The sequence below is a fragment of the Aporhodopirellula rubra genome, assembly GCF_014192335.1.
Classification (GTDB): domain Bacteria; phylum Planctomycetota; class Planctomycetia; order Pirellulales; family Pirellulaceae; genus Rhodopirellula; species Rhodopirellula rubra.
The window spans coordinates 120,467-145,916 of record NZ_JACHXU010000004.1 but is presented as its reverse complement, the minus strand read 5'-3'; the positions used below and the strand labels follow the sequence as shown (position 1 = coordinate 145,916).

Annotated in this window: 17 protein-coding genes; 11 read left to right on the top strand and 6 right to left on the bottom strand. The window is 54.4% G+C overall.

Annotation, left to right across the window (positions count from 1 at the left end; all coding sequences use genetic code 11):
* Positions 1-38: 38 nt before the first annotated feature.
* The 4 genes from FHS27_RS07120 to FHS27_RS07105 form a co-directional block, all read right to left on the bottom strand.
* Positions 39-1,625, bottom strand: coding sequence for a sulfatase family protein (locus FHS27_RS07120; protein WP_184303556.1), 1,587 nt, complete (start codon positions 1,623-1,625; stop codon positions 39-41).
* A gap of 181 nt (positions 1,626-1,806) precedes the next feature.
* Entirely contained in the window at positions 1,807-3,567 is a 1,761-nt protein-coding gene (locus tag FHS27_RS07115) for an arylsulfatase (RefSeq protein WP_184303554.1), read from the bottom strand.
* A gap of 236 nt (positions 3,568-3,803) precedes the next feature.
* Entirely contained in the window at positions 3,804-4,157 is a 354-nt protein-coding gene (locus tag FHS27_RS07110; protein WP_221224932.1) for a hypothetical protein, read from the bottom strand.
* Positions 4,157-5,323, bottom strand: a complete 1,167-nt coding sequence (locus tag FHS27_RS07105) for a DUF1559 domain-containing protein (protein WP_184303552.1) — start codon at positions 5,321-5,323, stop codon at positions 4,157-4,159. The genes FHS27_RS07110 and FHS27_RS07105 overlap by 1 nt, the downstream gene beginning before the upstream one ends.
* 335 nt (positions 5,324-5,658) lie before the next feature.
* On the opposite strand from FHS27_RS07105, the gene mntR reads away from it, so the two are divergent.
* The 4 genes from mntR to FHS27_RS07085 all read left to right on the top strand — a co-directional run bounded on the left by mntR (position 5,659) and on the right by FHS27_RS07085 (position 9,870).
* Complete coding sequence (gene mntR, locus FHS27_RS07100; RefSeq protein WP_184303550.1) at positions 5,659-6,069, top strand: manganese-binding transcriptional regulator MntR; 411 nt, start codon at positions 5,659-5,661, stop codon at positions 6,067-6,069.
* A 234-nt stretch (positions 6,070-6,303) separates the two neighbouring features.
* On the top strand, positions 6,304-7,824 hold the full coding sequence (ilvA, locus tag FHS27_RS07095) for a threonine ammonia-lyase, biosynthetic (protein ID WP_184303548.1): 1,521 nt from the start codon (positions 6,304-6,306) through the stop codon (positions 7,822-7,824).
* A 502-nt stretch (positions 7,825-8,326) separates the two neighbouring features.
* Positions 8,327-9,559 (top strand): DUF1559 family PulG-like putative transporter, encoded by a 1,233-nt coding sequence (locus FHS27_RS07090; protein WP_184303546.1) that lies wholly within the window; start codon positions 8,327-8,329, stop codon positions 9,557-9,559.
* Between the two features lie 125 nt (positions 9,560-9,684).
* A complete protein-coding gene (locus FHS27_RS07085) occupies positions 9,685-9,870 on the top strand; it encodes a hypothetical protein (RefSeq protein WP_184303544.1) in 186 nt (61 codons plus the stop codon).
* 111 nt (positions 9,871-9,981) lie between these two features.
* On the opposite strand, the gene FHS27_RS07080 is transcribed toward FHS27_RS07085, so the two are convergent.
* Positions 9,982-11,226: a FecR domain-containing protein gene (locus FHS27_RS07080; RefSeq protein ID WP_184303542.1), complete on the bottom strand. Its 1,245-nt coding sequence runs from the start codon at positions 11,224-11,226 to the stop codon at positions 9,982-9,984.
* Positions 11,226-11,759 (bottom strand): sigma-70 family RNA polymerase sigma factor, encoded by a 534-nt coding sequence (locus tag FHS27_RS07075; RefSeq protein WP_184303540.1) that lies wholly within the window; start codon positions 11,757-11,759, stop codon positions 11,226-11,228. Before FHS27_RS07075 ends, FHS27_RS07080 begins: the two co-directional genes overlap by 1 nt.
* 229 nt (positions 11,760-11,988) lie before the next feature.
* On the opposite strand from FHS27_RS07075, the gene FHS27_RS07070 reads away from it, so the two are divergent.
* The 7 genes from FHS27_RS07070 to araD all read left to right on the top strand — a co-directional run bounded on the left by FHS27_RS07070 (position 11,989) and on the right by araD (position 25,450).
* A complete protein-coding gene (locus tag FHS27_RS07070; protein ID WP_184303538.1) occupies positions 11,989-15,078 on the top strand; it encodes a DUF5060 domain-containing protein in 3,090 nt (1,029 codons plus the stop codon).
* Positions 15,079-15,338: 260 nt separating this feature from the next.
* The gene (locus FHS27_RS07065; RefSeq protein ID WP_184303536.1) at positions 15,339-15,923 is read left to right on the top strand and encodes a nitroreductase family protein; all 585 of its coding nucleotides are present in this window, start codon (positions 15,339-15,341) and stop codon (positions 15,921-15,923) included.
* Between the two features lie 573 nt (positions 15,924-16,496).
* Positions 16,497-18,665 carry a family 43 glycosylhydrolase gene (locus tag FHS27_RS07060; protein WP_246419232.1) on the top strand — a complete coding sequence of 723 codons (2,169 nt, stop codon included), beginning with the start codon at positions 16,497-16,499 and terminating at the stop codon, positions 18,663-18,665.
* Between the two features lie 160 nt (positions 18,666-18,825).
* Positions 18,826-21,327 carry an alpha-L-arabinofuranosidase C-terminal domain-containing protein gene (locus tag FHS27_RS07055; protein WP_184303534.1) on the top strand — a complete coding sequence of 834 codons (2,502 nt, stop codon included), beginning with the start codon at positions 18,826-18,828 and terminating at the stop codon, positions 21,325-21,327.
* Between the two features lie 194 nt (positions 21,328-21,521).
* Positions 21,522-22,724 carry an AraC family transcriptional regulator gene (locus FHS27_RS07050; RefSeq protein WP_184303532.1) on the top strand — a complete coding sequence of 401 codons (1,203 nt, stop codon included), beginning with the start codon at positions 21,522-21,524 and terminating at the stop codon, positions 22,722-22,724.
* A 312-nt stretch (positions 22,725-23,036) separates the two neighbouring features.
* Positions 23,037-24,749 (top strand): ribulokinase, encoded by a 1,713-nt coding sequence (locus tag FHS27_RS07045; protein WP_184303530.1) that lies wholly within the window; start codon positions 23,037-23,039, stop codon positions 24,747-24,749.
* Positions 24,743-25,450: an L-ribulose-5-phosphate 4-epimerase AraD gene (gene araD / locus FHS27_RS07040; RefSeq protein WP_184303528.1), complete on the top strand. Its 708-nt coding sequence runs from the start codon at positions 24,743-24,745 to the stop codon at positions 25,448-25,450. The genes FHS27_RS07045 and araD overlap by 7 nt, the downstream gene beginning before the upstream one ends.

The following is a 25,450-nucleotide window of genomic DNA, read 5'->3' as shown; positions in this document are numbered from 1 at the left end:
TCGATGACCGCGTCTTCAGCGAAGGTTCGTTGGGGCGTTTAGTTGATCGCCTTGGCCCGCTTTCGATTGGCGGGCCGCGGCTTGCGTGCCGGTTGAGTGTCTTCGCCGACATCATATTGTTCGCGAAGACGCTCGAGTTCCGTGGCGAGTCTTTTGCGAATTCCTGCGTACTCTGGATTGTTCGCTTCGCTCTTGAGTTCGTTCGGATCACGAGTCAGATCAAACAGTTCCCAAGTGTCGATTTCACCGCCGTCGTGATTGGGACCATAGTAGTGAATCAGTTTGTGTTGTCCGTCGGTAACGCCAAAGTGTCGGTTGACCGAGTGGGCGCCAGGGAATTCGTAGTAGTGGTAGTAAAACGATTTACGCCAATCGGCGGGCGTTTGGCCTTTGAATAGCGGTACGAGGCTCGCACCCTGCATGTCGTCAGGGATCTCGACGCCCGCGAGGTCGAGAAAAGTCTCGGCGAAGTCAAGATTCGACGTGATGTCCGTCGCGTTGACGCTGCCCGGTTGGATAACGCCCGGCCAACGCGCGAGTAGCGGCGTTACGAGTGACTCTTCATACATCCAGCGTTTGTCGAACCATCCGTGTTCACCCAAGTACCAGCCTTGGTCGGATGAATACACGACAACGGTGTTATCGGCTAAACCGTTCTCGTCGAGGTAGTCAAGCAGGCGACCGATTTCATCGTCAACAGATTTCACGCAACGCAGGTAGTCTTTCGCATAGCGTTGATATTTCCATTTGATGATTTCGGTTTCGGTCATCGAGTCACGCCGTTCCAAGTAGTCTGCGTTTTTAGCGGCGTAGGCGGCGTTCCATGTTTTCAACTGCTCGGGGGTCAGTCCACGAGGTGTGGTGAGTTTAAGGTCATTGTCGGTCATGTCGGATGCGATCGACATTGCCTGGTTTGATGCCGGACTTTCTCGTCCCTCGTAATCATCAAACAGGGTTTCGGGTTCAGCGATTTCAACGTCGTCGAGCCAATTGAGGTATTTCGGTGCGGGCATCCAGTTCCGGTGCGGTGCCTTGTGTTGGAACATCAGCATGAAAGGTTTGTTTTTGTCACGTCCGTCTTCCATCCATTTCAACGCTTTGTCGCCGATGATTTCGGTCGTGTATCCGACGTGGGGTTTCGTAATGGGGTTGCCGTCGGCGTCGGCCGTGATCATTGGAGGGTTGTAGTAGGGCCCTTGTCCCTTGAGCACGTCGTAGTAGTCGTATCCTTGAGGAGTCGAGCCGAGATGCCACTTGCCGATCACCGCGGTTTGGTAGCCCGATTGTTGCAGGAGTTTCGGGAACGTTTGTTGATCGCCGTTGAAGGTGTTGCCGTTGCGAATGAAGCCGTTGAGGTGGCTGTATTTTCCGGTTTGAATGACCGCGCGGCTGGGACCACAGATCCCGTTGGTCACATAGCATCGGTCGAAACGCATGCCTTCCTTCGCGATGCGATCCATATTCGGAGTCGAGATGCGACTGTCGTCGTAGGCGCTCAGTGCCTGCACGCAGTGGTCATCGGAAAAGATGAATATGATGTTGGGGCGATCCGCGGCATTCGTGAGGTGGCAGGTGATGTACCAGAGGCTGAATGTGATGGCGAGGCAGGCAAGGATTCGGTTCATGGTCTTGGGTGGGGAAATGCGAGTAGGCGGGAGGTGATCCAATCAGGCAAAACACAGGATAACAGCTTTGCGACACGCGTTCCCCTTTTCGATCGAGCGATATCGCGATGCATCACAATTCGTGTCACGAGGTGATTCAGGCGGTGTCGGATCGTGCGATGGGAAAGCGAGCCGTAGACCGCTACTGCTCATTTCCTAAATACTGCAACTCGACAAAGTAAGCACCACGATCACCGCCGGTGTCCGCGTCGGTCAGCCAAGTTTGCAGAAGCGTGTGGCCTTTGCCGAGTTGCACTTCAAACGTAGCCGAGGTGTCTTCAGGTTGGACGGCTTTCGATCGTTCCTGGTCTCCTACGGTCATTCGAACGTTGTTCGCACGCATGGGGGCCTTGCTGTCATCAGGGAAACGAGACAGACGGATGGTGTAGCGGCCACCGCGTACCACATTCAGGGCCCAGAAACCGTTGATCCACAGATTGTCATCACTGAGTTGTTCTTGCTTCCAAATGACATTGCCTTCCGTGGGGTGCCAGTCACGAACGGTTAATCGGCTCGGGCCCCGCGAAGGCACGCCGATTTGAAAGCGTGTGAACGCACCGTCGTTCGCAAACACGTCTTCGAAGTACTGCTCGTATTGTTTCTTGAGTGCGGTAACCCTTTCCGGGTGATCGGAGGCGATGTTTTGTGTTTGCCCCGGATCCTTCATTATGTCATAGAGTTCTCCGTTGACTAACCTCCACCGCTGCGTCATGACGGCATAGGGGACTCGACGTCCTCGGCTGCTCGATTGAGTAGCCATCTTGGGTTGATCGGATTGGCGTTCGACGAACATCGTTCGATCCGGCCAGGACGTCTGTTGGCCTTCGAGCAATGCGGCGATGCTATCACCGTCGAATCGAATGTCACGCGGGAGGGACAGTCCGCACATTTCAACCAGGGTGGGTAGCCAGTCGCGACATGATGTCAGTTCATTGACGTCGCGTCCGGCTTGCAATCGTTGCGGCCAGCGAACAAAGCAGGCGACACGATGTCCACCTTCATGCACCGAGCCCTTCTTCGCTCGCATGCCCGCGTTGAATCCGTTCTTTGCGTCCTGGGCGTCAACGCCCGCCGCGGTTCCGTTGTCACCCATGAAGATCACAATGGTGTTGTCGGCGATGCCTTGCGTTTCGAGTGTTTGGAAGAGCCGGCCAAGGTTTTCATCAAAATTGATGATTTGCCCGTAGAATTTCGCTCGCTCCGGTGGATGTCCCTGGGCGGTGAAGGGAGCGGAGTATTCTTCGGCGACCGTATGTGGGCTGTGCATCGCGTTGAGAGGCAGGTAGACGAAGAAACGCTTCTCTGATTTTTCAGAAACGAACCGCTGGCATTGCTCGAAGAAGACATTCGTGCAATATCCAGCGATCGTTTCCGGGGTACCGTTTCGATAGTACGTGTCATCGAAGTAGTCGTTCCCGATCGGGTTGCCGATCTCATCGATTCCGCCTGCGAAATGACGAACCACTTCTTGGAAACCACGGAAACGCGGTGCGTAGGGCCACGTGTCACCAAGGTGCCATTTGCCAAACATAGCGGTACGGTAGTTCGATGCGGCGAATACTTCCGCCATCGTGACTTCATTTGAGCGCAGCAATTGTCGCCCCTCGGTCACGGCCCACGCTCCGACGCGAGACGAGTATCGCCCCGTCATCAGTGCGGCGCGTGTGGGAGTGCATACCGGATCGACATGGTAGTTTTGCAGTCGAACGCTCTCTGCATGCAGCCGATCCAGGTTCGGTGTTTTTAACCATGGGTTACCATGGCACGACATGTCTCCGTAACCTTGGTCGTCGGTAACGATGACGATCACATTGGGTTGCGATTGGTCTGCTGCGTGAGTTAACTCAAACGGAGAAAGGAATGCGAACGCAATGACAACGAGATACGCAAAACGCGAGAGCATACTGTTTGCTTTTCTATAGAGGCGGGGCGACCGGCGAGTGAATTCGCGGGTTCGATCTGATGCGTGTCCCGCAATGGTGACATCATAGATGAAAGCTTCGCCGAATGGGCGGTTGGTGGCCTATTGTTCGCATAGGCGTTTTCAATTTGAGGGGTGAAGGTTTGAGAGCTTGGTTTGTGGTGACGGCAGACAAACGAACGGCTCGTGTGGCAGGTCGCGATGGTCGTTGCAACAAGTCAACGCTTGACTTGGTCATCGAGAGCTTGGCGACACGCGATGGCCGCCTCTCGCCACTGGCCGGCTTTTGCCTGTTCGACCATTGCCATCAACGCGATGTGGGATGGGTTAGTGGCATGCTGTGTAGATAGGGCTTCGTTGAGATGATTTTCAATCTGTGTGAGGCCTTCAATGCTGCGTTGATTGCAGACTCGGTAGAGCGCGATCGTGATATCGTATTCTCGCTCATTCAGTACGACAGGCTTTTGCGATAGCCACCAACCGATACCGAAGGCGAGCAACGCGACGACGATCACGGCGCCGATTCGAAGGCTGTTGTTTCGGCGAGGTTTATCAGGGCGATTACGTGCCATTAGAGTTTTTCCCAGTCGATGACTTCGTGTTCGTTCATGCTGGACAGTTCCGCCCACAAGAACAGGTCAATGAAATTGGTGACGAACCGAACCGAACCGTCTCCGAGGCAAACGAATCCGCCACCGGGGTGTTCGGAATACATCTGACCGACGTGGTAGGTCGGAAAGTTGACCGGGTGGATGATCGGGCTGCCTGTGATGTCGAGTTCGCCTCCGGATGGTCCCGCATGCACGAGTGTGAGTGTCGCCGCAGCGTCGGGGCCGTTCTCGGGGGACGTAAAGCGAGGATGGGTGAACGCACCGGGAACGACCCCGACCCACGTCTTCTCGCTCAGCGCCGAACTGTGTTCGCCAAAGAAAATCGTGTTCGACGTGCCGTCGAGCACATCGCGGAATTTCGTTTTCGAATTTCGAAAGAACGGACCGTCCGCAACGTTGGCTGCGTCTCCGTTGATCGGAACGATTTCGGTGGCCGAGGTGTAAATGTTCGTGAACACTTCGCCGGTTGCGGCCGAACCGCATTCACCCCAGCAGCTTTCCTGGCCATGACTGGCGACGTAGTGACTGCGTCCCAACCGCATCGGCTGCCCCGCGATCACGAGTGGATTGCCGGCCTCGTTGACGACGTCGAATGGTTCGTCACCGCCGGTGGCGCTCGGGCAGAGAAACATCGGGATGGTTGCCGCGATGGTCTCTCGGTTTGCATCTGCCCAAATCGGCTGGTCGAAACGAAGTCCATCGTGAACCGAGTTTCCTTCGGCAAATGGCAGCAGGCCAGCCGCCCATCCCCATCCGGGACCCGCATCCCATGTGACCGGATCCATCATCACTGACACCGGGGCCGACCCATCGGTCGTTGGGTGAGAAACATAACCCGCGGGGAAGCGTTGGTAGGCGGCGTGGTAGTTCTGAGCGGCCAATCCGACCTGCCGCAGGTTGTTGCTGCATGACATTCGCCGGGCTGCTTCACGGGCGGCCTGAACGGCGGGTAGTAGCAGTCCGACTAAAACGCCGATGATCGCGATCACGACCAAAAGTTCGATCAGGGTGAACGCATACCGGTAGTTTCCGTGTCGGCCAAAACGTTCGGACGCTGGGCTGGATGAGTCTCGGATTCGGGGGAACCAAAGAGTGTGGCAGCAGGCCTTTGTGAGGTTTGGATGCATTGAGTCCTCGGGGGCAATGAAAGATAATGTTGCGAAAAAGTTAGCATTGGCTAACTCGAGCTGCTTGGAAAAACGAACACTGAAATCGCCATTGTTCGAAGCCTTAGCAGGACGACGTCGCTTTCAGACGCGGCGGGATTGTGTTCGTGATCGAGTTATGTTTTCGAAGCGAGTTAGCACGAGCTAACTTTTGGTTTCGGTCGAAAATACTCGAGCGGGATGGGGATATCAAGGGGATTCAGCAGGAAAGGGCAATTCGCTAAGATAGAAAGTTCACTTTGTCGAGAGTTCTGGGTGGTGATTGCACCGCATTTTGGCCCAAAGGGAAAAATAGCTTGCCTTCGAAGACATATCAGCGAATTCGGTTAGACCATGCCAGCGAGGTGGCAGAGGATTACGTCGAAGCGATCGCCGACGCGATCGCCGAGCGAGGCGTTTGCCGGGCGATGGATTTGGTGAAACACTTCGCTGTGACGCACGCAACGGTTAACAACACGATCGGGCGATTGCAGCGTGATGGGCTGGTTGTGACCGAACCCTACCAACCGATCGAGTTGACCGCGGCGGGCAAACGATTGGCCACGCAATCGCGCAAGCGGCATGAAATCGTCGAGGGCTTTTTGAGGCGGTTGGGAGTCAGCGCGGCGACGGCGGCGACCGACAGCGAGGGGATCGAGCATCATGTCAGCAAAGAGACTCTCAACGCGATGAAACGCGTGTTGACCGACGGATGGCCGAGCGAGTAACGCCGAGCTTAGCTCATCGGAGTTGATTCCTACGAAAGGCTTCGTGGTCGAACGTTTGCGAGATCGTTGGAAAGACGCGATTTCGATTTGGCGATGGCCTTCATGCTGGCATTGATTGCGGCAAAAGGCGATGAAGTGATTGTTGTTCGCTGATGCGTTGCGGTCCATCGCGGAGTTCACGCAGATCTGCGAAACTGTTCTGAAATTCGCATCCGTTTGGAAAAGACGCCCGCAATGCAAAAACTCCTCTTCGACTATTTGCAGAGAATCTTGAACGCCCGTGTGTACGACGTGGCGAACGAGTCTCCATTGGAGTTGGCGAAAAAACTATCCTCCCGCTTAGGCAACCAGGTGTGGCTGAAACGAGAGGACACCCAGCCCGTGCACAGTTTCAAGCTGCGTGGTGCTTACAACAAAATGTCTCATTTGTCGTCGTCGGAATTGGCGCGAGGCGTTGTTTGTGCGTCGGCGGGAAATCACGCGCAGGGTGTGGCGCTGAGTGCTCGGCAACTTGGGTGTCGAGCGGTTGTTGTGATGCCGGTCACGACACCTCGATTGAAGTCCGACGCGGTGGCATCCCTTGGTGGCCAAGTCGTTTTGTTTGGTGATAGTTATTCCGATGCCTATGCACACGCATTGGAGTTACAAGAGCAGTATCAGTACGTTTTCGTGCACCCGTTTGATGATCCCAACGTGATCGCGGGCCAGGGCACCGTTGGAATGGAAATCCTGCGGCAACATCAGCACCCCATCCATGCGGTGTTCGTCGCGATCGGCGGAGGTGGTTTGATCTCCGGTGTTGCGGCTTACATCAAAGCCGTGCGTCCTGAAATTAAGGTGGTCGGTGTTCAGATGACGGACTCCGACGCCATGATTCGGTCGGTTCAGATCGGATCACCTGTCGACCTGAACGAAGTCGGACTGTTTTCCGATGGGACGGCGGTAAAGCGGGTCGGCGATGAAACCTTCCGGTTGACGCGTGAACTCGTTGACGAATTCGTCACCGTGGATACCGATGCTGTTTGCGCCGCGATCAAGGATGCGTTTGAGGACACCCGCAGTATCCTCGAACCCGCCGGCGCGATGGGGATTGCAGGAATGAAGCAGTACGTCGCTCAGAACGAGCTGCAGGGTGAGGATATTGTCGCCATCACCTGCGGGGCCAACATGAATTTCGACCGGCTGCGATTTGTGGCCGAACGGGCCGAAGCGGGTGAAGAACGTGAGGCAATGTTTGCGGTGACCATCCCGGAAGAGCGAGGCAGTTTCCGAAGGTTGTGCGAAACGATTGGTCAACGCGACGTGACTGAGTTTAGCTATCGGATGTCCGATGAGCGGGAGGCACATGTCTTGGTAGGTCTGGCCATCAACGATCGCAGCGACGTGGCGATCATCAGTCAGGACCTGAACGATCAAGGATTCAAGACACTGGACCTGGGCGAAGACGAGCTATCCAAAGAGCATCTCCGTTACATGGTTGGCGGACGGAGTCGTCTCGGTGAGAACGAACGGCTCTACCGATTTGAATTTCCTGAGCGACCGGGGGCGTTGATGCGGTTTTTGTCGCACATGCATCCCGATTGGAATATCAGCCTCTTTCACTACCGGAATCAAGGCGCTGATTACGGGCGGATTCTGATTGGAATTCAGGTCCCCGGTGGAGATTTGCCCGCGTTTCGAGAGTTCATCGAGACGCTGGGATATCGGTGCGTCGATGAAACGGCTAATCCCGTTTATCACCTGTTTCTTCGATAGCCCGAAACGGCGAACCGATCGGCGTGACTCGATGCCGATATAGTTCCTGCCGGCCCGTCTGTCGCGGGATCGTAGGACGGTTCAGCGTGCGAATCCCACACGCTCTCGCTCTTTAAAACGGATGTGTTTGGTGATGGAACCGACACGTTTTGTTGAGAGTTGAGGGAAGATGCCTGTCCCCGTATATGTGTCGTGGTGGAAGTTTTTTGATGGTCAACAACGAAGCCTCCAACGTTGTTAGTGTCTTCTCGAAACACTCCTTCAATAGTAGTGCGCTTGTATGCATTGGTGTACGGAGGCATCGCAGTGGTCCTGTATAGGTCTATTACAGATAGCCGAATGTTCGTTAAGGATTATTTAATGGACGCCCTTCGAGCGTGGTCGTAGCATTGACCGCTAGCGCTTGGTTAACGACGTGGTTGGGCCCGTTGTGTCGTGGCAAGTGTATCGGTATGTGCGTGACTATCCGAAACATTGAATCCTCAGTACTTGGAAAATTCAGATGCAAACAAAAGAAAAACGTCGAGGGTTTACTCTCGTTGAGCTTCTTGTCGTGATTGCAATTATCGGCGTCTTGGTTGGGCTACTGCTACCCGCTGTGCAGGCTGCTCGCGAAGCAGCTCGACGAATGAGTTGCAGCAATAATTTTAAGCAAATCGGACTTGGTATCCACAACTATCACTCCACATTTCAGTTGCTGCCTGTGCACCATATGGGAACACACTCGGCAACCGGAAGTTATGTTAACAGTGGAATTAGCAATGTGGCCAATGGGAAAGGCCACAACGAGTACACGCTGAGTTTTTTGGTTGGGATTTTGCCTTTTGTAGAACAGCAGGCCTTATGGGAACAGATCTCTAACCCGAACAACGAGACCTCCAGTGGTGGACCTCCCGGCAATCCATGGTCGCCGATGGGCCCTTCCCCACGACAGCAAGAGTACAAGCCTTGGATTACAGAAGTCACAACCTATCGTTGCCCGAGTGACCCTGGATTTGGATTGCCCGCACTCGGCCGAACCAACTACGGCGCATGTATCGGTGATTCGCCTGACAAGTCAGATTGCCGTTGGCCGGACAACCCCAAGAACGGAAAGCTCGTTTATACGCAAAACGACGTGATTGAAGCCAAAGCCGCCTATCGCGGCATGTTTCAGCCCGGTTTTCAGGGGAAATTTCGTGAAACGCTCGACGGTCTTTCAAACACAATCATGTGTGGTGAATTCGCCACGGACCTTGGTGACAAAGCGATCACGACGACGCTCATGATCAATGGGAACGCAGGGAAATTACGCAATAATCCCGGTGATGCCTGTCGGCAATACATCGATCCGGAGCGGCCGACGTTTTATATGAGCGATATCGACTACAACAACAGTAAGAACGGGTTTGCCAAGATTTTCCAGATGCGAGGTTATATCTGGTCCGACGCCCGCTCGGGATTCAGTTGTGTGACGACCATTTTGCCTCCTAATACTGAATTGTGCATGTCGGGTGGTGACTCGGGATATGGGTTGGCACCGGCATCGAGTCGTCACCAAGGAGGCGCTCATGTATTGATGGGCGATGGTGCTGTGAAGTTCATCACCGATTCGATCGAAGCGGGTAGCGATTCAGCGGGTTGCGTTTGGTCGGGCGGGACCGGCACGCGTGCTCCTGGCTCACCGAGCCCTTATGGGCTGTGGGGTTCGCTCGGAACGCGAGCGTCCAAAGAAGTGATTGATGAAGAGTTCTGAGTTGTTCGCTTAGTTGTGCGTCTCGTCCGTGTGCCGTCTCTGGCATGAGTTGCATGCTCCGCACGCGGACGAGTGTTTGAATTCTAGTTGTTGTTACCACTTCCCTTATTTGAGATGCAAATTTGATGACTCGCTACTATCTCTTGAGAATCGCCCTTATCACAGTTGGTTTCCTTGCGGTTGGCTGTGACAAAGAAGAGAACCGTACCGTTGAAACGCAAGGTGAACTGTGGGACGAACGCGCCGCCTTTTATGCAAACGAGGATAACTTTAGCGATGCGGAGTATGTGGACGAGGAAACCGAGGAATAAATGTGGTCGTGAAGGGGGCGGGCGATTGTGCTTTGATTGCTTGCTCTCTAAAACGCCGTTGAGCGTAAGGTGTTTTGGAGAAGATCGATGCGTGTCCGATAGGCGTGTGCATCAATGAGGACGATTCAAAATCAACACGGGAGGCGTTTCGCTCTCCCGTGCTCCGAACCAGATGTCGTTTTCACCGGATTGATCCAGCGTCATGATGATCGTCAGCGGGCCGGGGTTTTTGACCGCGGCGCTGACGTCGACTTCCACCACCTGGCCGCGCGCCACGACACCGCGATGTTGTGCCACCTCGATCGTGGGTTGAGGGGCAATGGATTCGGTGAGTTTGGCTTCGTTCCAATCGCTGTGATCGCCGACGAAGAATCGAAGCGTCCCGCTGCCCGAATCGATGGCTTGGGTGAGACGTAGTTTTGCCGACCGGAATCGATTCAGCTCAGGAAGATCAAATCGCAAATAAACGATCCGGCGGCCACCCTCTACTTTGAGAAGCTGGAACTTTTTCTCGCGTTGTCCTCTATCGAGTGTCAGGTCATCGGTTGGTGAAAGCTGAACCGATTCAAGCGGCGAGGCGGCCAGGTCTTGGACGGCCAGGTCATCGGAGGTGGCCATCTGCTGAGAGCCGACTTGGACCGCCGCGCGATCGCTATTACGGGTGAGTGTGACACTGCCCTCGTAGACTTTGATTTCTGTGTTTGCTGACGCAACGAGCGAGAATACTGTGCCCATGACTTCGATCGTCGAGTGTCCGGTTAGGACCTCAAAGGCAGGCATGCCGTTTTGTCGTGGCGCGATCTCAAAGAACGCCTCGCCTTGGATCAATCGCACCTGTGAGGGGGCGTTTTCGAGTTTCAGGGTGGAGTTGGTTTCCATCGAAACAATCGATCCATCGTTCAATCTCAACATTGCTTGCGTTTGTGAGTCGCAGACAACTTCGTCGTGTTCGTGAAGCTTGAATCCGGGAGTGGCACGGAACAGATCGTCGTCACGTCGCACTACGAGGTCGACGGCGCCCGAAATGCTCATGCACACGCCGATCGAATCGCCCGAGTCGCGATGGATCCAATATCCCGCCGCAAATGCGACTAGGATTGTGGCAGCGATGGCGGCAAACGCGACTCGCCAATGCGATCGTGCGGGAGCGACATCACAAGAGGCGGTCAGCGATTGAAGCTCGGTTTGTTCAACCAGCGTTTCTCGGAGGAGAACGTTGACGCGAGATTCCTCCTGAAACCGGCGGCGGTGACGATCCGATGAGGTGACTGCCGAATGCAGTTCCGCAGTGTCGGTTTCGGAGAGGTCATCCTCGAAATACGCGGTTAGCAGTTGTTGGAAACGCTTGTCGTCCATCACGCGTTCACCTCCTGAATCCGTTGGGCCTCGTTGCTGTCGATGCAAACACGGAGTTGTGCTCGCAAACGCGATAACGTTGTGCGGATTGAACCTTGGCGAATGGCCGCCGAATCCGCGAGAGCTTTCCCTTTGACGTTATGGCCGTATCGCAGTAGCAGGAGTTTTTGCATCCGGTCGGGCAACCGCTGGAAACATCGCCGCAGCGCCGTGCGTTCGCGTCGCCACGTGTCGTCGTCGCCGTCTGCCGCGATCAACGCCAATTCGCCAATCATCTCGCTGAGTCCGTTGGACGGGGCCTGAGCCTGGCGTCGCCAGTGTTGCAGGACAATATTGCGAGCGATTCCGCACGCCCAAGGAACGAAATTTCGGGTCGGATCGAATCGCTCTTCGTTCTTCAAAATTTCAATCACTGTTTCTTGGAACAGATCCTCGGCGACTTCAAAGTCACGCACCATCGACACGATCACCGCGAGGATTCGCGAGCGATTTTCGCTGATCGTGAGAAATGTCGAGATCGAACCTTTGTCCATCAAATTGGCCACTGGTGGATTGACGATTGAGTGGGGAATCGTGCGTTTGCCTTTTGCGGGTGTCTGCCATTTGTCTATTGGAATCTCAACTCCGAATCGTGCACAAGAAAACAGAGGTTTTGATGCGGAAAGTTTTTTGTGCACGGTTGCCAGATGAATGTAAATAGCACTTCAGCAGAACCGGGAGTGCTCTCGGCGGACAGACAAATACTCAGAGCGAGGCGGATTGATGAATCGGATTATTGGAGTGGTGGCGTTTTGCGTTGGAGGGATCCTGGTCGCTGGGCACGTGTCGAACGTTGCTGCGGAGAAAGCGTCGAACCAAGACGCCGTGTCAATCTCTGGAGAACGCCAGCAGTGGCATAACGTGACGCTGACGATCGACGGCCCGAATGCGTCAGAAGACGGGAACCCGAATCCATTTTTGGATTATCGGATGCAAGTTACGTTTCACCATCCTGCCTCCGGTTTGACCTATCGCGTGCCTGGTTATTTCGCCGCCGATGGTGACGCGGCAAATACGGGGGCGACGTCCGGCAACCAGTGGCGGGCTCATCTCGCGCCGGATCACGCTGGGACGTGGTCCTACGAGGTGTCGTTTCGTCAGGGGCCCAATGTTGCGATCTCAGACCAGTCCGACGCCGGATCCCCGGTCGATCCTGTTGATGGATTGAAAGGTGAGTTTGATATTTCCGAATCGACGAAAAGCGGGCGTGACTTTCGCGGCAAAGGGCGTTTGAATTATGTCGGGAAACACCATTTGCGATTCGCCGGCAGTGGCGAGTATTTCCTCAAGGCGGGCGTTGATGCACCGGAGAATTTGTTGGCTTACCGCGACTTCGACGGCGACTTCAAAACCGATGGCAAGAAGGACAATCTGGTCAAGGACTGGGCCCCGCACGTGCAAGATTGGCGAGAGGGCGATCCGACGTGGCAAAACGGTAAAGGGAAGGGCCTGATTGGTGCGGTCAACTATCTCGCCTCTCAAGGTTTGAATGCGTTCTCATTTCTGACGCTCAACATCGACGGTGACGATTGCAATGCGTTCCCCTACACGCGGTACGACGAACGCGGACGCATTGACTGTTCACGGATGGATCAATGGGCGATTGTTTTTGAGCACGGGACACGCAACGGCATGTACCTCCATTTTAAGACGCAGGAAGCCGAGAATGTGCATCTGCTCGATGAGGGACATTTGGGACCGCAGCGGAAGTTGTACTACCGAGAGCTGATCGCTCGATTTGGTCATAACCTTGCTCTGAACTGGAATCTCGGTGAAGAAGTTGGTTACAAGAGCAACCCAAACACTCAGGACAAGAAAGATTGGGCTGACTATTTTTGGACGCATGATCCGTATCAGCACCCGATTGTCATTCACAACGGAAACAATCACTTCGATTTGCTAGGCAACGAATCCGCGCTAACGGGGTTCTCGCTTCAAACCAACAAGGAAGATTTTCGAAACGTTCACAATCGAACTCGCGAGTACATTCGTCGTTCGGTTGAGGCGGGCAAACCATGGGTGGTCGCTTGTGACGAACCCGGCGATGCCTCTCACGCGTTGGTTCCCGACGAGGAAGATCCGACACGAGACAATGCCCGAAAGAACGCGTTGTGGGGAAATCTCATGGCGGGAGGTGCTGGGGTTGAGTGGTATTTCGGATACAAACATGCTCATAGTGACCTAACGTGTCAGGATTTCCGTGTTCGTGAATCGATGTGGAAACCGTGCCGAATCGCACTTGAATTTTTTGAGAATGAGAAAATTCCGTTTTGGGACATGACTAATGCGAATGAACTGGTTGCGAATCAAGATGCCTATTGCCTTCGCCAAAAGGGGGAACTGTATCTCGTATTTCGAAAACATGGTGGGCCTATCGAAGTCGATCTGGCGGAAGCCACCGGGGTGTTTGAAGTGTTGTGGTTCAATCCGCGAGCGGGAGGTTCGATGCAGCATGGATCCACCAAAGCTGTGATGGGAGGCGGCAAGGTTGCGATCGGGACTCCGCCGGGCAACGACGAGCAAGATTGGTTGGCGATCATCCGACCCGGTGACGAGAAGTTTAGAAGCGTTGCGATGGTCAGCGAGGCGAAACGATCCCCGTCGGGTGAAGGCAGCGCGGCACCGAAGACTTCCGCGACTCGCATGGTGCTGTCGGCTCTCAATGATTTTCAGTTCACGCCCTCGGGTGAATTCGTCATGGGGTACAAGGACAACGCGCGACGTGCGATGGCGATCGACGCGGCAAAACATCAAGACAAATTTGCCGCCGCGGAATCCACGTTTCAAGGCAAGCCCGGCACCTACGATCTCGTGCTGACGACGTTGACCGAGACCGATGGAGAATCGTCGTACCGCGTTCGCGTCGCGGGCAAAAAAATTGGTGAAGTACAGAATCCGGGAGCGAACAAAGATTACCAGCCAATCAAGCATCGCTTTCGCAGAGTCGCTCTTCAGCGTGGAGACACGATTCGAGTCGAGTTTAACTCGGCGTCTAATGGGAAAATTCCCGAAGGGACTGGATTTGCGTTCTCTCGCGGGCGATGGCGGTCGATTGAGTTAATCGCTGAAGGCGGCGGCGGCGGCGGCGGCGGCGCGGCGCAGGCAAAACGTCAGACTCAAACTTCCGTTGTAGCTACGGCGGGCGAGTCGGTGTTTGAAATGACCTACGATCCGTCAAAAGCGAAAAAGGTGCATCTTCAGTCTGGTGGTGTGGTCGTTGTCGAAGCGGAGAACTACGATGCGGTCGATCGGCAAGAACATCGTCAGTGGTGTCTGACCACGTTGGAATCGACACCAGGCATTCAACCGGATCCTGATCCGAGTCACGCCGAAGGAGCGGTTGGTGGTGCCTACCTTGAACTACTACCGGACACGCGCGTCACGCATGCGGACCCGTTGGTTCGCGGCGTCAGTTTTGCTCCGCGAGGTGGTCAGTGCAGCGTCTTGTACTATCCGATCGTGTTTGAGGAGCCTGGTCGCTATTACGTTTGGTCGCGAATCTGCTGTACCGGTTCGGAAGACAACGGGATGCACGTGGGGATCGATGGCGAGTGGCCCGAATCGGGGCAACGAATACAGTTCACCGGACGCCATGGGCAGTGGCAATGGGATTCACGTCAACGGACCGAAAAGGTCCACACGGGTGTGCTCGGTCAAATTTGGATCGATGTCGCCGAACCAGGTTTGCACACAGTGATGTTTTCGATGCGTGAAGACGGATTCGAATTTGATCGATTCCTGTTGACCCAAGAGAAGAACGCGATGAAGAGCAAGAGTCTCGATGCGGGACCCGACGCCAGCCCGATGCGTTAGAATGCCAACGGTGCGGTCGGATTGATTCTGAGTTGGCATTTCCCGCCGCCGGTTTTCTAACGAAATTCCCCAACCGGCATTCGCCCCAAGGTCGTTCTTTATGGACCGGCCTTGGGGTGCTTCTCTCAATCCGGTGGTCGATCAATTCTAAAATGGACCGCGATGTCCGGGCTCCCTCGTTGAGGTGAATAGGGAGGTGATCGAGGCATGTGAAATCGGGTAAAAACGTGTCTTGCACACTGCCTCTCGATCTTTTTGCGATGACCAACATGTCCCCCATCAGCCAACTGATCCGTGACCGACGGACGATCAAACCGAAGTTCTATTCCGATCAACCCGTTGATGAGGCGATCGTGAACGAGTTGCTCGAAAATGCGAATTGGGCGCCCACTCACGGGATGACCGAGCCATGGCGTTTCACCGTCTTCACCGGTGAGGCACGGACAAAGTTGCGTGACTTCATGGGCGAGACGTACCGAAGTCTGACGACCGAGGAGACCTTTAAGCAGAACAAGTATGACGGGATGCAAGAGAGTGTGATGCACGCTCCCGTGGTGATCGCCATCGGAATGAAACGTCAGGACAGTGGGAAGATCTCGCTTCTCGATGAATTATTGGCGGTCGGTTGTGCGGTTCAGAATATGCATCTGACCGCGACGTCTCACGGTCTCGGTGGATTCTGGTCGACGAACATTGTCGCGACGAGCGACGCAATGCGAGACTACATCGGTCTCGACAGTGGCGACCAGGCTCTCGGTTTGTTTTACGTCGGTCATCCCGCGTGTGATTGGCCGGAGGGAACACGCGGCGCGGTTGATGACAAAGTCCGATGGGTACGTGCATGAGCGATCGGGGCTAGCGCATCTTCTAAGAGAATCTCGCCAAGGTCGTCCAACTTAAGGGGACTGAATTCCGGCGAATCGAGCTACTGCGTCAATGGGCTCGTCAGCACTTGAAATGCTCTCGAGGCGATTCGGAGATGACTCGCGGCGAGGACGGAATTGCGCCGAGTCCTTGATTCTAACGTAAGCGACTCGCTGCATTTTCGACGCTGAGGTCGTATCGCGATCGAGCAGAAATGTATCGCATTTGCGTAGGGTGGTGTTCGCGATCGGTGAGGGTTTGAATGATGTTTTTTGCGTGAATTGCAGTGCGAAACGGGGGTTTGTCGCGTCCGGATCGCCGTCTGAGTGTGTGAACGTGCGACTAGCTTTTGGGATGCGATTCTGGATTTAATGCAGGCAGGCAAGGCGATCGAGCAAGGCTCGGCTAACGGAGATGGTCTGCTCGTTACTGACGAGTGTCGGCTGATTAGCACGTCTATCGCATCCGCCGGTTTGCTATGCCCGTTTAGACCGTTCACCCGTCCACCTTTGCTCCCTCACATTCGAGGTCGAGTCGAGTTCCAAGGTAAAAATATGTATCACATCATTCGTCAAGGATTTCACTGTCTGTTGTTTGCGTCAGTCGTTGCTTCGATCGGCAATTGCGGCCAACCTGTCACAGTGTCTGAGCGAGATTACTCGGCTTACTTGTTTGCTTACTTCACAGGTAATGGTCCGGGCGAAGAGCAGATTCGCTTTGCCCTTAGCGACGATGGTTACCACTTTGAAGCTCTCAACGATAATGATCCGGTAATCGATTCTTCCGAAATCAGTACGTCCGGCGGAGTCCGTGATCCGCATGTTCTGCGAGGGGTGGATGGGGAGACGTTCTACATGGTGGTGACAGACCTTTACGTCCCCACGATGGGATGGAAAAACTTTGCCATGGTGCTGATGAAGTCCAATGATTTGGTTCATTGGACGTCGACTAAAATCAACATTCCCGAAACGTTTCCAGATCGGTTTGGCGACGTGTACCGAGTTTGGGCGCCACAGACGATCTACGATCCGGCGGAAGAGAAGTACATGGTTTACTTCTCAATGAAGGAGGGCAACGATCCCGACAAAATCTATTACGCCTACGCCAACGAAGACTTTACTGGATTTGAGTCTGCTCCCGAGCAGCTCTACTTTAGCCCGACCAACAGTGCCTGCATTGATGCCGACATCGTTTTTAAAGACGGCAAGTATTCGATGTTCTATAAATCGGAAAGTGGAGGTGGCATCCGGTTGGCGGTTTCAGATCGACTGACGAATGGGTACCAGCTCCACACGTCGGATCGCGTCGATTGTTCGCGCGACGCGGTGGAGGGGTCTGGGATTTTCAAGTTAAACGATTCCGACCAATACATTTTGATGTATGACGTCTATACGAAAGGGAAGTACCAATTCACCACGAGCAGCGACCTCAGGTCTTTTGAGGTCATCGATAGCGAAGTCAGCATGGACTTTCATCCGCGGCACGGAACTGTCATGCCGATTACAAGTGAGGAACGTGACCGTTTGCTCAGGCAGTGGGGGGATTTTTCTCCGGTCTGCGAATCTGAGCACGTCAACCGTCTCAATGTCGTCGTCAATGATGAAACCGGGGCAATTGAGTTGCCCATCAAGCCGGATGTCGACGTGACGAGATTGGATCCTCAATTCACTGTCGCGCATGATGCCGACGTGCGTCCCAAGGGGCCTCAGGATTTTTCAACCGGGCCGGTCGAGTACACGGTTTGGCTCGGCAATGAACGGGTCAGCACGTTCAATGTGTCTGTGGTGGTGAATCGTAACCCTGTGATTCCCGGCTACTTCGCGGATCCCGATATTCTCTATTCACACCAATTGGGAAAGTTCTTTCTCTATCCAACGAGTGACGGATTCGATGGGTGGAGTGGTACCTACTTCAACACGTTTTCGTCCACGAATTTGGTGGATTGGGTTGATGAGGGATGCATTCTCGATCTGACAAAGGATGTCGAGTGGGCCGACCGACACGCATGGGCGCCGTGCATCATCGAAAAGAAGGAAGATGGCGGGTACCAGTATTATTACTACTTTACTGCTGCTCAGAAGATTGGCGTCGCGGTCGCGAGTCATCCGTCGGGACCGTTCGTCGACAGCGGGCGTCCGCTGATCGATTTCAAACCTAGCGGAATCAACCGTGGACAAGAAATTGATCCCGACGTTTTTCACGATCCCCTCAGTGGGAAGGATTACCTGTATTGGGGCAACGGATACCTCGCCGTTGCAGAACTCAATGAAGACATGATCTCGATTGATCGGTCAACGATTCGGACCATCACACCCGACGGGACTTTTCGAGAGGGCGTTCATGTTTTCGTTCGTAACGGTACGTACTATTTTTTGTGGTCGGAGAACGATACGCGAGACGCGGACTACCGTGTCCGCTATGCGACCGCTAAATCGCCGATTGGTCCTTTGGAGATCGCCAACGATAATTTAGTTATCGCAAAATCTCCTGAGGCTGGCATCTTTGCCACCGGGCACTGTTCCACGATTCAAGTTCCGGGAACTGATCAATGGTACATCGTCTACCATCGCTTTACGTATCCGAAGGGGATCGAAATGGGAAGGGCGGCAGGTTATCACCGGGAAGTCTGCATTGACCCAATGCGGTTTGACGATCGCGGGAGAATCATTCGCGTCACCCCGACGCACCGAGGCGTCAGTCCGGTTGTTCCGCTCGCTGAATGAGCGAGGCGAACGGGACGGGCTCGGGGAACGGGTTTGCGCAAAAGCGATGTTTTTATGCGCGATGTGTATCTGTTGGATGACGCTGTGACGGGATATGGTGGGATGAGTCGCCGCTAATCGAGGCTACGTTCACCTTCGGTCCCCTTCTAAGGCTAAGGCAATGTCACGCCATTCCTGTTGGTCGTTTATTCGTTGGAATGCGTTTATTTGCTTGTTTTTGAGTTGCGTTTTCGCTCAAGCGGAACCGATCGGTAGCGTCCGTGTGCATGTTGATCAACCGACCGTTGCATTGCCTGACACGTTGTACGGGCTGTTCTACGAAGACATCAACTACGCAGCGGACGGTGGGCTGTACGCGGAATTGGTTCAGAACCGATCGTTCGAGTACTTTCCCGTCGAGGGCTGGAGTTCACGACGTGGGCAAATGCAACCCATGTATGCCTGGGAAACGATTGAACCCGCCGGCGGTCATTGCGTTGCCACGGTCGAAGATGCCACGCCTCTGAATTCCCGCAACCCACATTATCTTCGTCTTCAGATCGAAAAGGGGAGTGATGGCGCCGGCATTGCCAATTCGGGATTCGATGGTATCCGGGTTGTTGAGGGTGACGTTTATGATTTCTCGTTTTATGCCAAGCGAAACGTCAACGCTGATTCGCCCGTGCGTATTACGCTGAAGACTGAGGACGGCGATATCGGTTCAGGGCGAATTGACGGTCTAAGCGAAAGTTGGGCGAAGTACGACGTCTCCATCACCGCAAAGGAGACAACGAGCAACGCGTCATTGGCGATCACGTTTGTGGGAGCCGGCGTCATCGAAATGGACATGATTTCGTTGTTCCCTCGCAAGACATTCAATGGACGAAAGAACGGTCTGAGAGCCGATCTGGTTCAAGCTTTGGTCGATCTCAAGCCCGCTGTGTTTCGCTTTCCCGGCGGTTGTATCGCTCACGGTCAAGGGCTCGACAACGCGTATCGATGGAAGGACACCATCGGTGATGTCGCGGAACGCAAGCCGAACTGGAACCTATGGGGGTATCATCAAACGTATGGGTTGGGCTATTTCGAGTACTTCCTGTTGTGTGAGGATATTGGAGCCGAGCCGCTCCCGATTTTGGCCGTTGGTGTCAGTTGTGGTTTCCGGGATCCTCGCGAAAACGCTGGCATGGACGACTTGCAGGAATGGATCGACGACGCCGTTGATTTGGTTGAGTTTGCCAATGGGCCCGTCGATAGCAGATGGGGCAAGATCCGAGCCGAAATGGGGCATCCTGAGCCGTTCAACTTGAAATACGTTGGGCTCGGTAACGAGGACCATCACACGCCTCAATTTGAGGAGCGGTTTCCGCATTTCGTTCGTGCACTCCGCCAGCAAGCTCCTGAGATCAAGATCGTGGGAACGTCAGGATTGGGGCCGGAAATTCCGATCTATGAATTCATGAACACACACGGATGTGATCTTTCAGATGAGCACTACTATGAGTCACCTGAGTGGTTTCTGAGCCAGACACATCGGTTCGATGACTTTGATCGAAACAAGACGAAAGTGTTCGTCGGTGAGTATGCGTCCAAGGGAAATCGATTGTTCAACGCCGTCGCGGAGGCGGCTTACCTGACCGGTATCGAACGCAATGCGGATATCGTTCAGATGACAGCGTACGCGCCTCTATTTGCCCGCTACGGATTTACGCAGTGGACGGCTGCCGATTTGATCTGGTTTGACGAAAAGACTGTTGTTCGAACGCCGAACTATTACGTTCAACAATTGTTTAGCTTGAACAAAGGCGATCAGTATCTGGCCAACGAAACTCAGTTCCGGTTAGACCTTTCTTTGGAAGGTACGCCGGCAAGAGGACGCGTCGGTGTCGGGACGTGGGCCTCGCAAGCGATCTTCGACGATGTCAAAGTGATTGCCGGCTCGGAGACATTGTTCGGTGAGGCGTTTGATGGGACCGAAGGTTCCGAAGTCGCGAGTGTGATAAATGGCAGCTTCGATGTCGTGGGCGGTGTGTGTCGCCAAAATGACGTGTCCGCGACTCCGGCGATGAGGTTGTTCGATCGTTCGGTGGAGGCCGACGAGCTGATTATCTCGATGCGAGCCAAGAAGACAGGTGGTGATGAAGGATTTCTGGTCACGTTTGGCCACAAACCGTCGGATTCGCACTATTGGTGGAACATCGGTGGATGGGGGAACACCGAACATGGGGTGCAGTGTGCCGTCGCGTCGGATCCAACCAACCGCGTCCGTTTGGCAACGACGCCAGGAACGATCCAATCCAATGTGTGGTACGACATTCGAATCGAGATCGGTGATTCACGAATCTTGTGCTATTTGAATGACCAGTTGATTCACGACGTGGCGATCACCAAGCCAACGATTAGTTTTGCTGCTAGCAAAGAGACTGCAACCGGAGATGTGATTCTCAAAATTGTGAATCCGAGTGATCAAGCCTGTCCGACTCAGTTCGAGTTGAGCGGGGTTGAACGCGTTGATCCGGTCGCGAAGTTGACCGTGTTAACGGGAGGTCGCGACGACGTTAATGATCGGATGAATCCGAATCGAGTGTCGCCACAAGTGAGTGAACTCAACGTTGCGTCGGAATTTAGTCACACGATCGCCCCCATGTCGGTGCAATTTATTCGCGTTCGGACGGTGAAATAACGCGAGACTGTATGGCGTTGTTTGTCGACGCGTGGTGATTGACTCCGCCTCGGTTACGAACAAATCTCAATCGACTTTGTGGTTTCTTAAAAAACGCTTCGGCCGTGGACAGGACGCACGCGGTGACGTTCAGCTAACATGACATGACCACCGGAGGAAATGTGACCGGAAGAAAACTACCAACCAATCGAACTATGAACAGCCAGCCCAAAGTCGCATTACTCGTCGAAACCGCTCGCGGTTACGGGCGACAAATGTTGCGCGGGATTGTTCGTTACAGTCGGCTGCACGGGCCATGGGGGTTTTGTCTGACACCCGGCGATTTCGAGCAAGCGGTTCCCAAGGTTCGCGAGTGGGGCGGGACGGGGATCATTGCCAGGATCGAAACACCGCGGGTGGCTCAGGCCATTCTTGATTCGGGATTGCCAACGATTGTGTTGGATTTATCTCGGAGTCAACTCGCTGCAGAGAGTCCGTTGTTGCGATTCAGTGAAGTTAAATCGGGGTCGAGCGACGCTGGCGTGATGGCGGCCGAGTATCTGATCCAACGAGGGTTTCGTGAGTTCGCGTTTGTCGGAATTCCTGACCGCGTTTGGTCGAAAGATCGCGAAGAGGGGTTCTGCAAAGCGATTCGCAATGCCGGTTTCGACGTGCATGTGTATCAGCCGCCGAAGTCGCGTCGAGAGCGAGTGTTGGAACGAGAGCAGCCGCGTCTCGCGAAATGGCTCGCATCGTTACCACGGCCGATTGCGGTGATGGCGTGCAATGATGATCGGGGGCGGGAAGTCGCCGAAGCGTGTCACTTTGCGGACATTAAAATCCCGGAAGAGTTGGTGCTGATCGGCGTCGACAACGATGAGTTGCTGTGTGAGCTTGCCGATCCACCGTTATCTAGCGTTGCGCTCAATGCAACGGGTGTCGGATTTCGAGCGGCGGAATTGCTCGATCGAATGATGAAGGGTCAGGTTGTCGAGCCGCAATGCTTGATCGCCGAACCTCTGAGCGTGGTGACACGGCGCAGCACCGACATGATTGCGATTGATGACCCCGAGGTGGTAGAGGCACTTCGGTTTATCCATGATCGCTCAAACGAACCGATCCAGGTCGCGGACATTTTGCGACGCGTGGATATCTCGCGGCGAAACCTTGAGTTGCGCTTTTCACGAACGGTGGGGCGTACTTTGCATGCGGAGTTGCAACGCGTGCGATTGGAGCGAGCGCGAACGTTGTTGGCGGAATCGGACTTGTCGGTTCCCAAAATCGCGACCGCGTCTGGCTATGGAACACCGAGTTATTTCATTCAGGTGTTTCGGACCACGTACGGGACGACACCGTCACGATATCGGCGAGACTTGCGTGGCGAACGTGATGCCGCGAAGCCAACGATTGAGTCCTAGTGGCTCGGTTTCAGCGGTCGAGGTTTTTCGTCGGTGATCCGTTTGCGATTCTTGGTGACGTTCGTTGCCATCGGTGTTCGCTCGATCTGCTCGTGGTAGCGATTGGATGCAATGTGTGCGCAATTGCGACATTTTATTGCGCAGCCGTTGACTTGTGACTGGCCTTTTGAGGTTCTAACCTCCACGTAGATCGATTGTGGTGTTGTCGATCACGCCGGTGCGGTTCGCCAGACGCGGGTTGGTGTCCGGCTTTGGTTGTTTTACGTGTGGCTCAAAGAGTTTTGCCCCAATGGTTTTTCAGGACGCCGGTTTATGAGCGAGTCGATAAAGAAACAGTATACGATTGGCGTCGATTATGGGACTAATAGCGTTCGGGCCTTGATTGTCGACGTTAGCAACGGAGCGGAAATCGCATCCGCAGTGTTTGATTATCCCAGTGGCGAACAGGGTATTCTGCTCGACGCGAAAGATCCCCATTTGGCTCGGCAGAACCCGGCGGACTATATCGAAGGGTTTTATGCATCCGTAGTCTCGGCGATCGAGCAAGCCGCAGTGGGAAGCGAGTTCACACCTGAGTCGGTGATCGGGATCGGTGTCGATACCACAGGTTCCACTCCGATACCGGTTGATCGCGATGGTTTGCCGTTATCGATGAATCCCGAGTTCGAAGATGATTTGGCTGCGTATGCATGGTTGTGGAAAGACCATACATCGGCGTCCGAAGCTGCTGAAATCACGACGCGAGCTTCTGAAGGTGACGAGGCCTATCTCGATAAGTGTGGCGGCGTTTATTCGAGCGAGTGGTTCTGGGCAAAGATCTTGCATTGCAAACGAACGTCGCCACGCGTTTTCGAAGCCGCCTATGGTTGGGTAGAACTGGCCGACTTCGTTCCCGGTTTTATCACGGGCAATCTCGATCCTGCGAACATCCCCCGTGGTATTTGTGCGGCTGGACACAAAGCGATGTTCCATCCTGATTGGGGAGGATTGCCGAGCGCACCTTTTTTGAACCAACTCGACGCTGGTTTGGCAAAGGTTGCCGAACACTATCGAGCGGATACCTCGACGTGTGATGAAACGGTCGGCGGTCTCACCGAGGCGGTGGCGAAGCGTGTTGGGTTGCCTAGTGGAATCCCGGTCGCGGTCGGTGCCTTTGACGCTCACATGGGTGCAGTCGGGGCCGGTGTCAAACCGGGGACGTTGGTGAAGATCATGGGCACGAGTACCTGTGACATTACGGTTTGGCCGTTGGACCAACCACTTGCAGATATTCCTGGGGTTTGTGGGATCGTGCCCGGGTCTGTCCTCCCAGGAATGTACGGGCTCGAAGCAGGCCAATCTGCAGTCGGGGATATTTTTAATTGGTTCGTGCGGCAGTTGGTTCCCGGCAATCATTCAGCGACGGGAGATCCTCACGTCTCGCTGACACGGGAGGCTGAAAAGTTGCGACCTGGTGAGAGCGGACTGCTAGCGCTGGATTGGAACAATGGGAACCGAACGGTGTTGGTCGACCCATTGTTGAGTGGTTTGGTTGTGGGGCAAACGCTTCATACAACGGCTGCCGAAATGTACCGCGCCCTCGTCGAGGCGACTGCGTTTGGGGCGTTGACGATTATCAATCGTTTTGAATCCTACGGTGTGAAGATTGAAGAGGTCGTCAACTGCGGCGGGATCGCGGAAAAGAATCCGATGGTGATGCAAATCTATGCCGATGTTTGCAATCGCCCGATGAAGATCAGCCGTTCGGCACAAACCTGTGCACTGGGGGCGGCCATCTTTGGCTCCGTCGTCGGCGGAGCTCATCCGACTGTTTCGGCGGCCCAGCAAAAGATGACGGGTACGAAAGAAACTGTTTTCTATCCACGTGAGTCAGCGGTCAAAGTTTACGCGGAGTTGTATCGGCTCTATGAGCAACTGCACGACGCGTTCGGTACCAGCAACTCTACCGGCGGAATTGACAATGTCATGAAGGATCTGATCGCGATACGTCGCCGAGTCTCGGAGGATGCTAACGAATCATGTTAGAGGAACTGAAAGAAAGCGTTTTCAAAGCCAACCTTGATTTGGTCGACCAAGGGCTCGTGACACTCACGTGGGGAAACGTCAGTGGGATCGATCGCGAACAGGGATTGGTCGTGATCAAACCTAGTGGTGTCCCGTACGACCGTATGGATCCGACACAAATGGTAGTTGTGGACCTCGATGGTAAACGCGTCGAAGGCGACTACAACCCATCATCGGATACGCCGACGCACGTATTGCTGTATCGGCAATTTCAGTCGATCGGTGGCATTACACATACTCACAGTTCGTGCGCGGTGATGTATGCCCAGGCTCGGCGGGAGATTCCGTGTTATGGGACGACTCACGCGGACCACTTTCATGGCACCGTTCCCCTAACGCGTGCGTTGACCGCCGATGAGGTCGAGGCCGACTACGAAGGTAACACAGGGCGTGTCATTATCGAGCGGTTTGCAGGAATCGATGCCGCGTCGATGCCAGCAGTATTGGTCGCCGGTCATGGCCCATTTTCATGGGGCAGCACCGCACAAAAGTCCGTCGAGAACGCGGTCGCGTTAGAAGCCGTCGCTCGAATGGCAATGGGGATGATGCAAATCAATTCGGAAGCGACAGAGCTCGAATCCTATGTGTTGGATAAACACTATCAGCGAAAACACGGTCCCACGGCGACCTACGGACAATCGTCCAACACGCACCTCACCTAA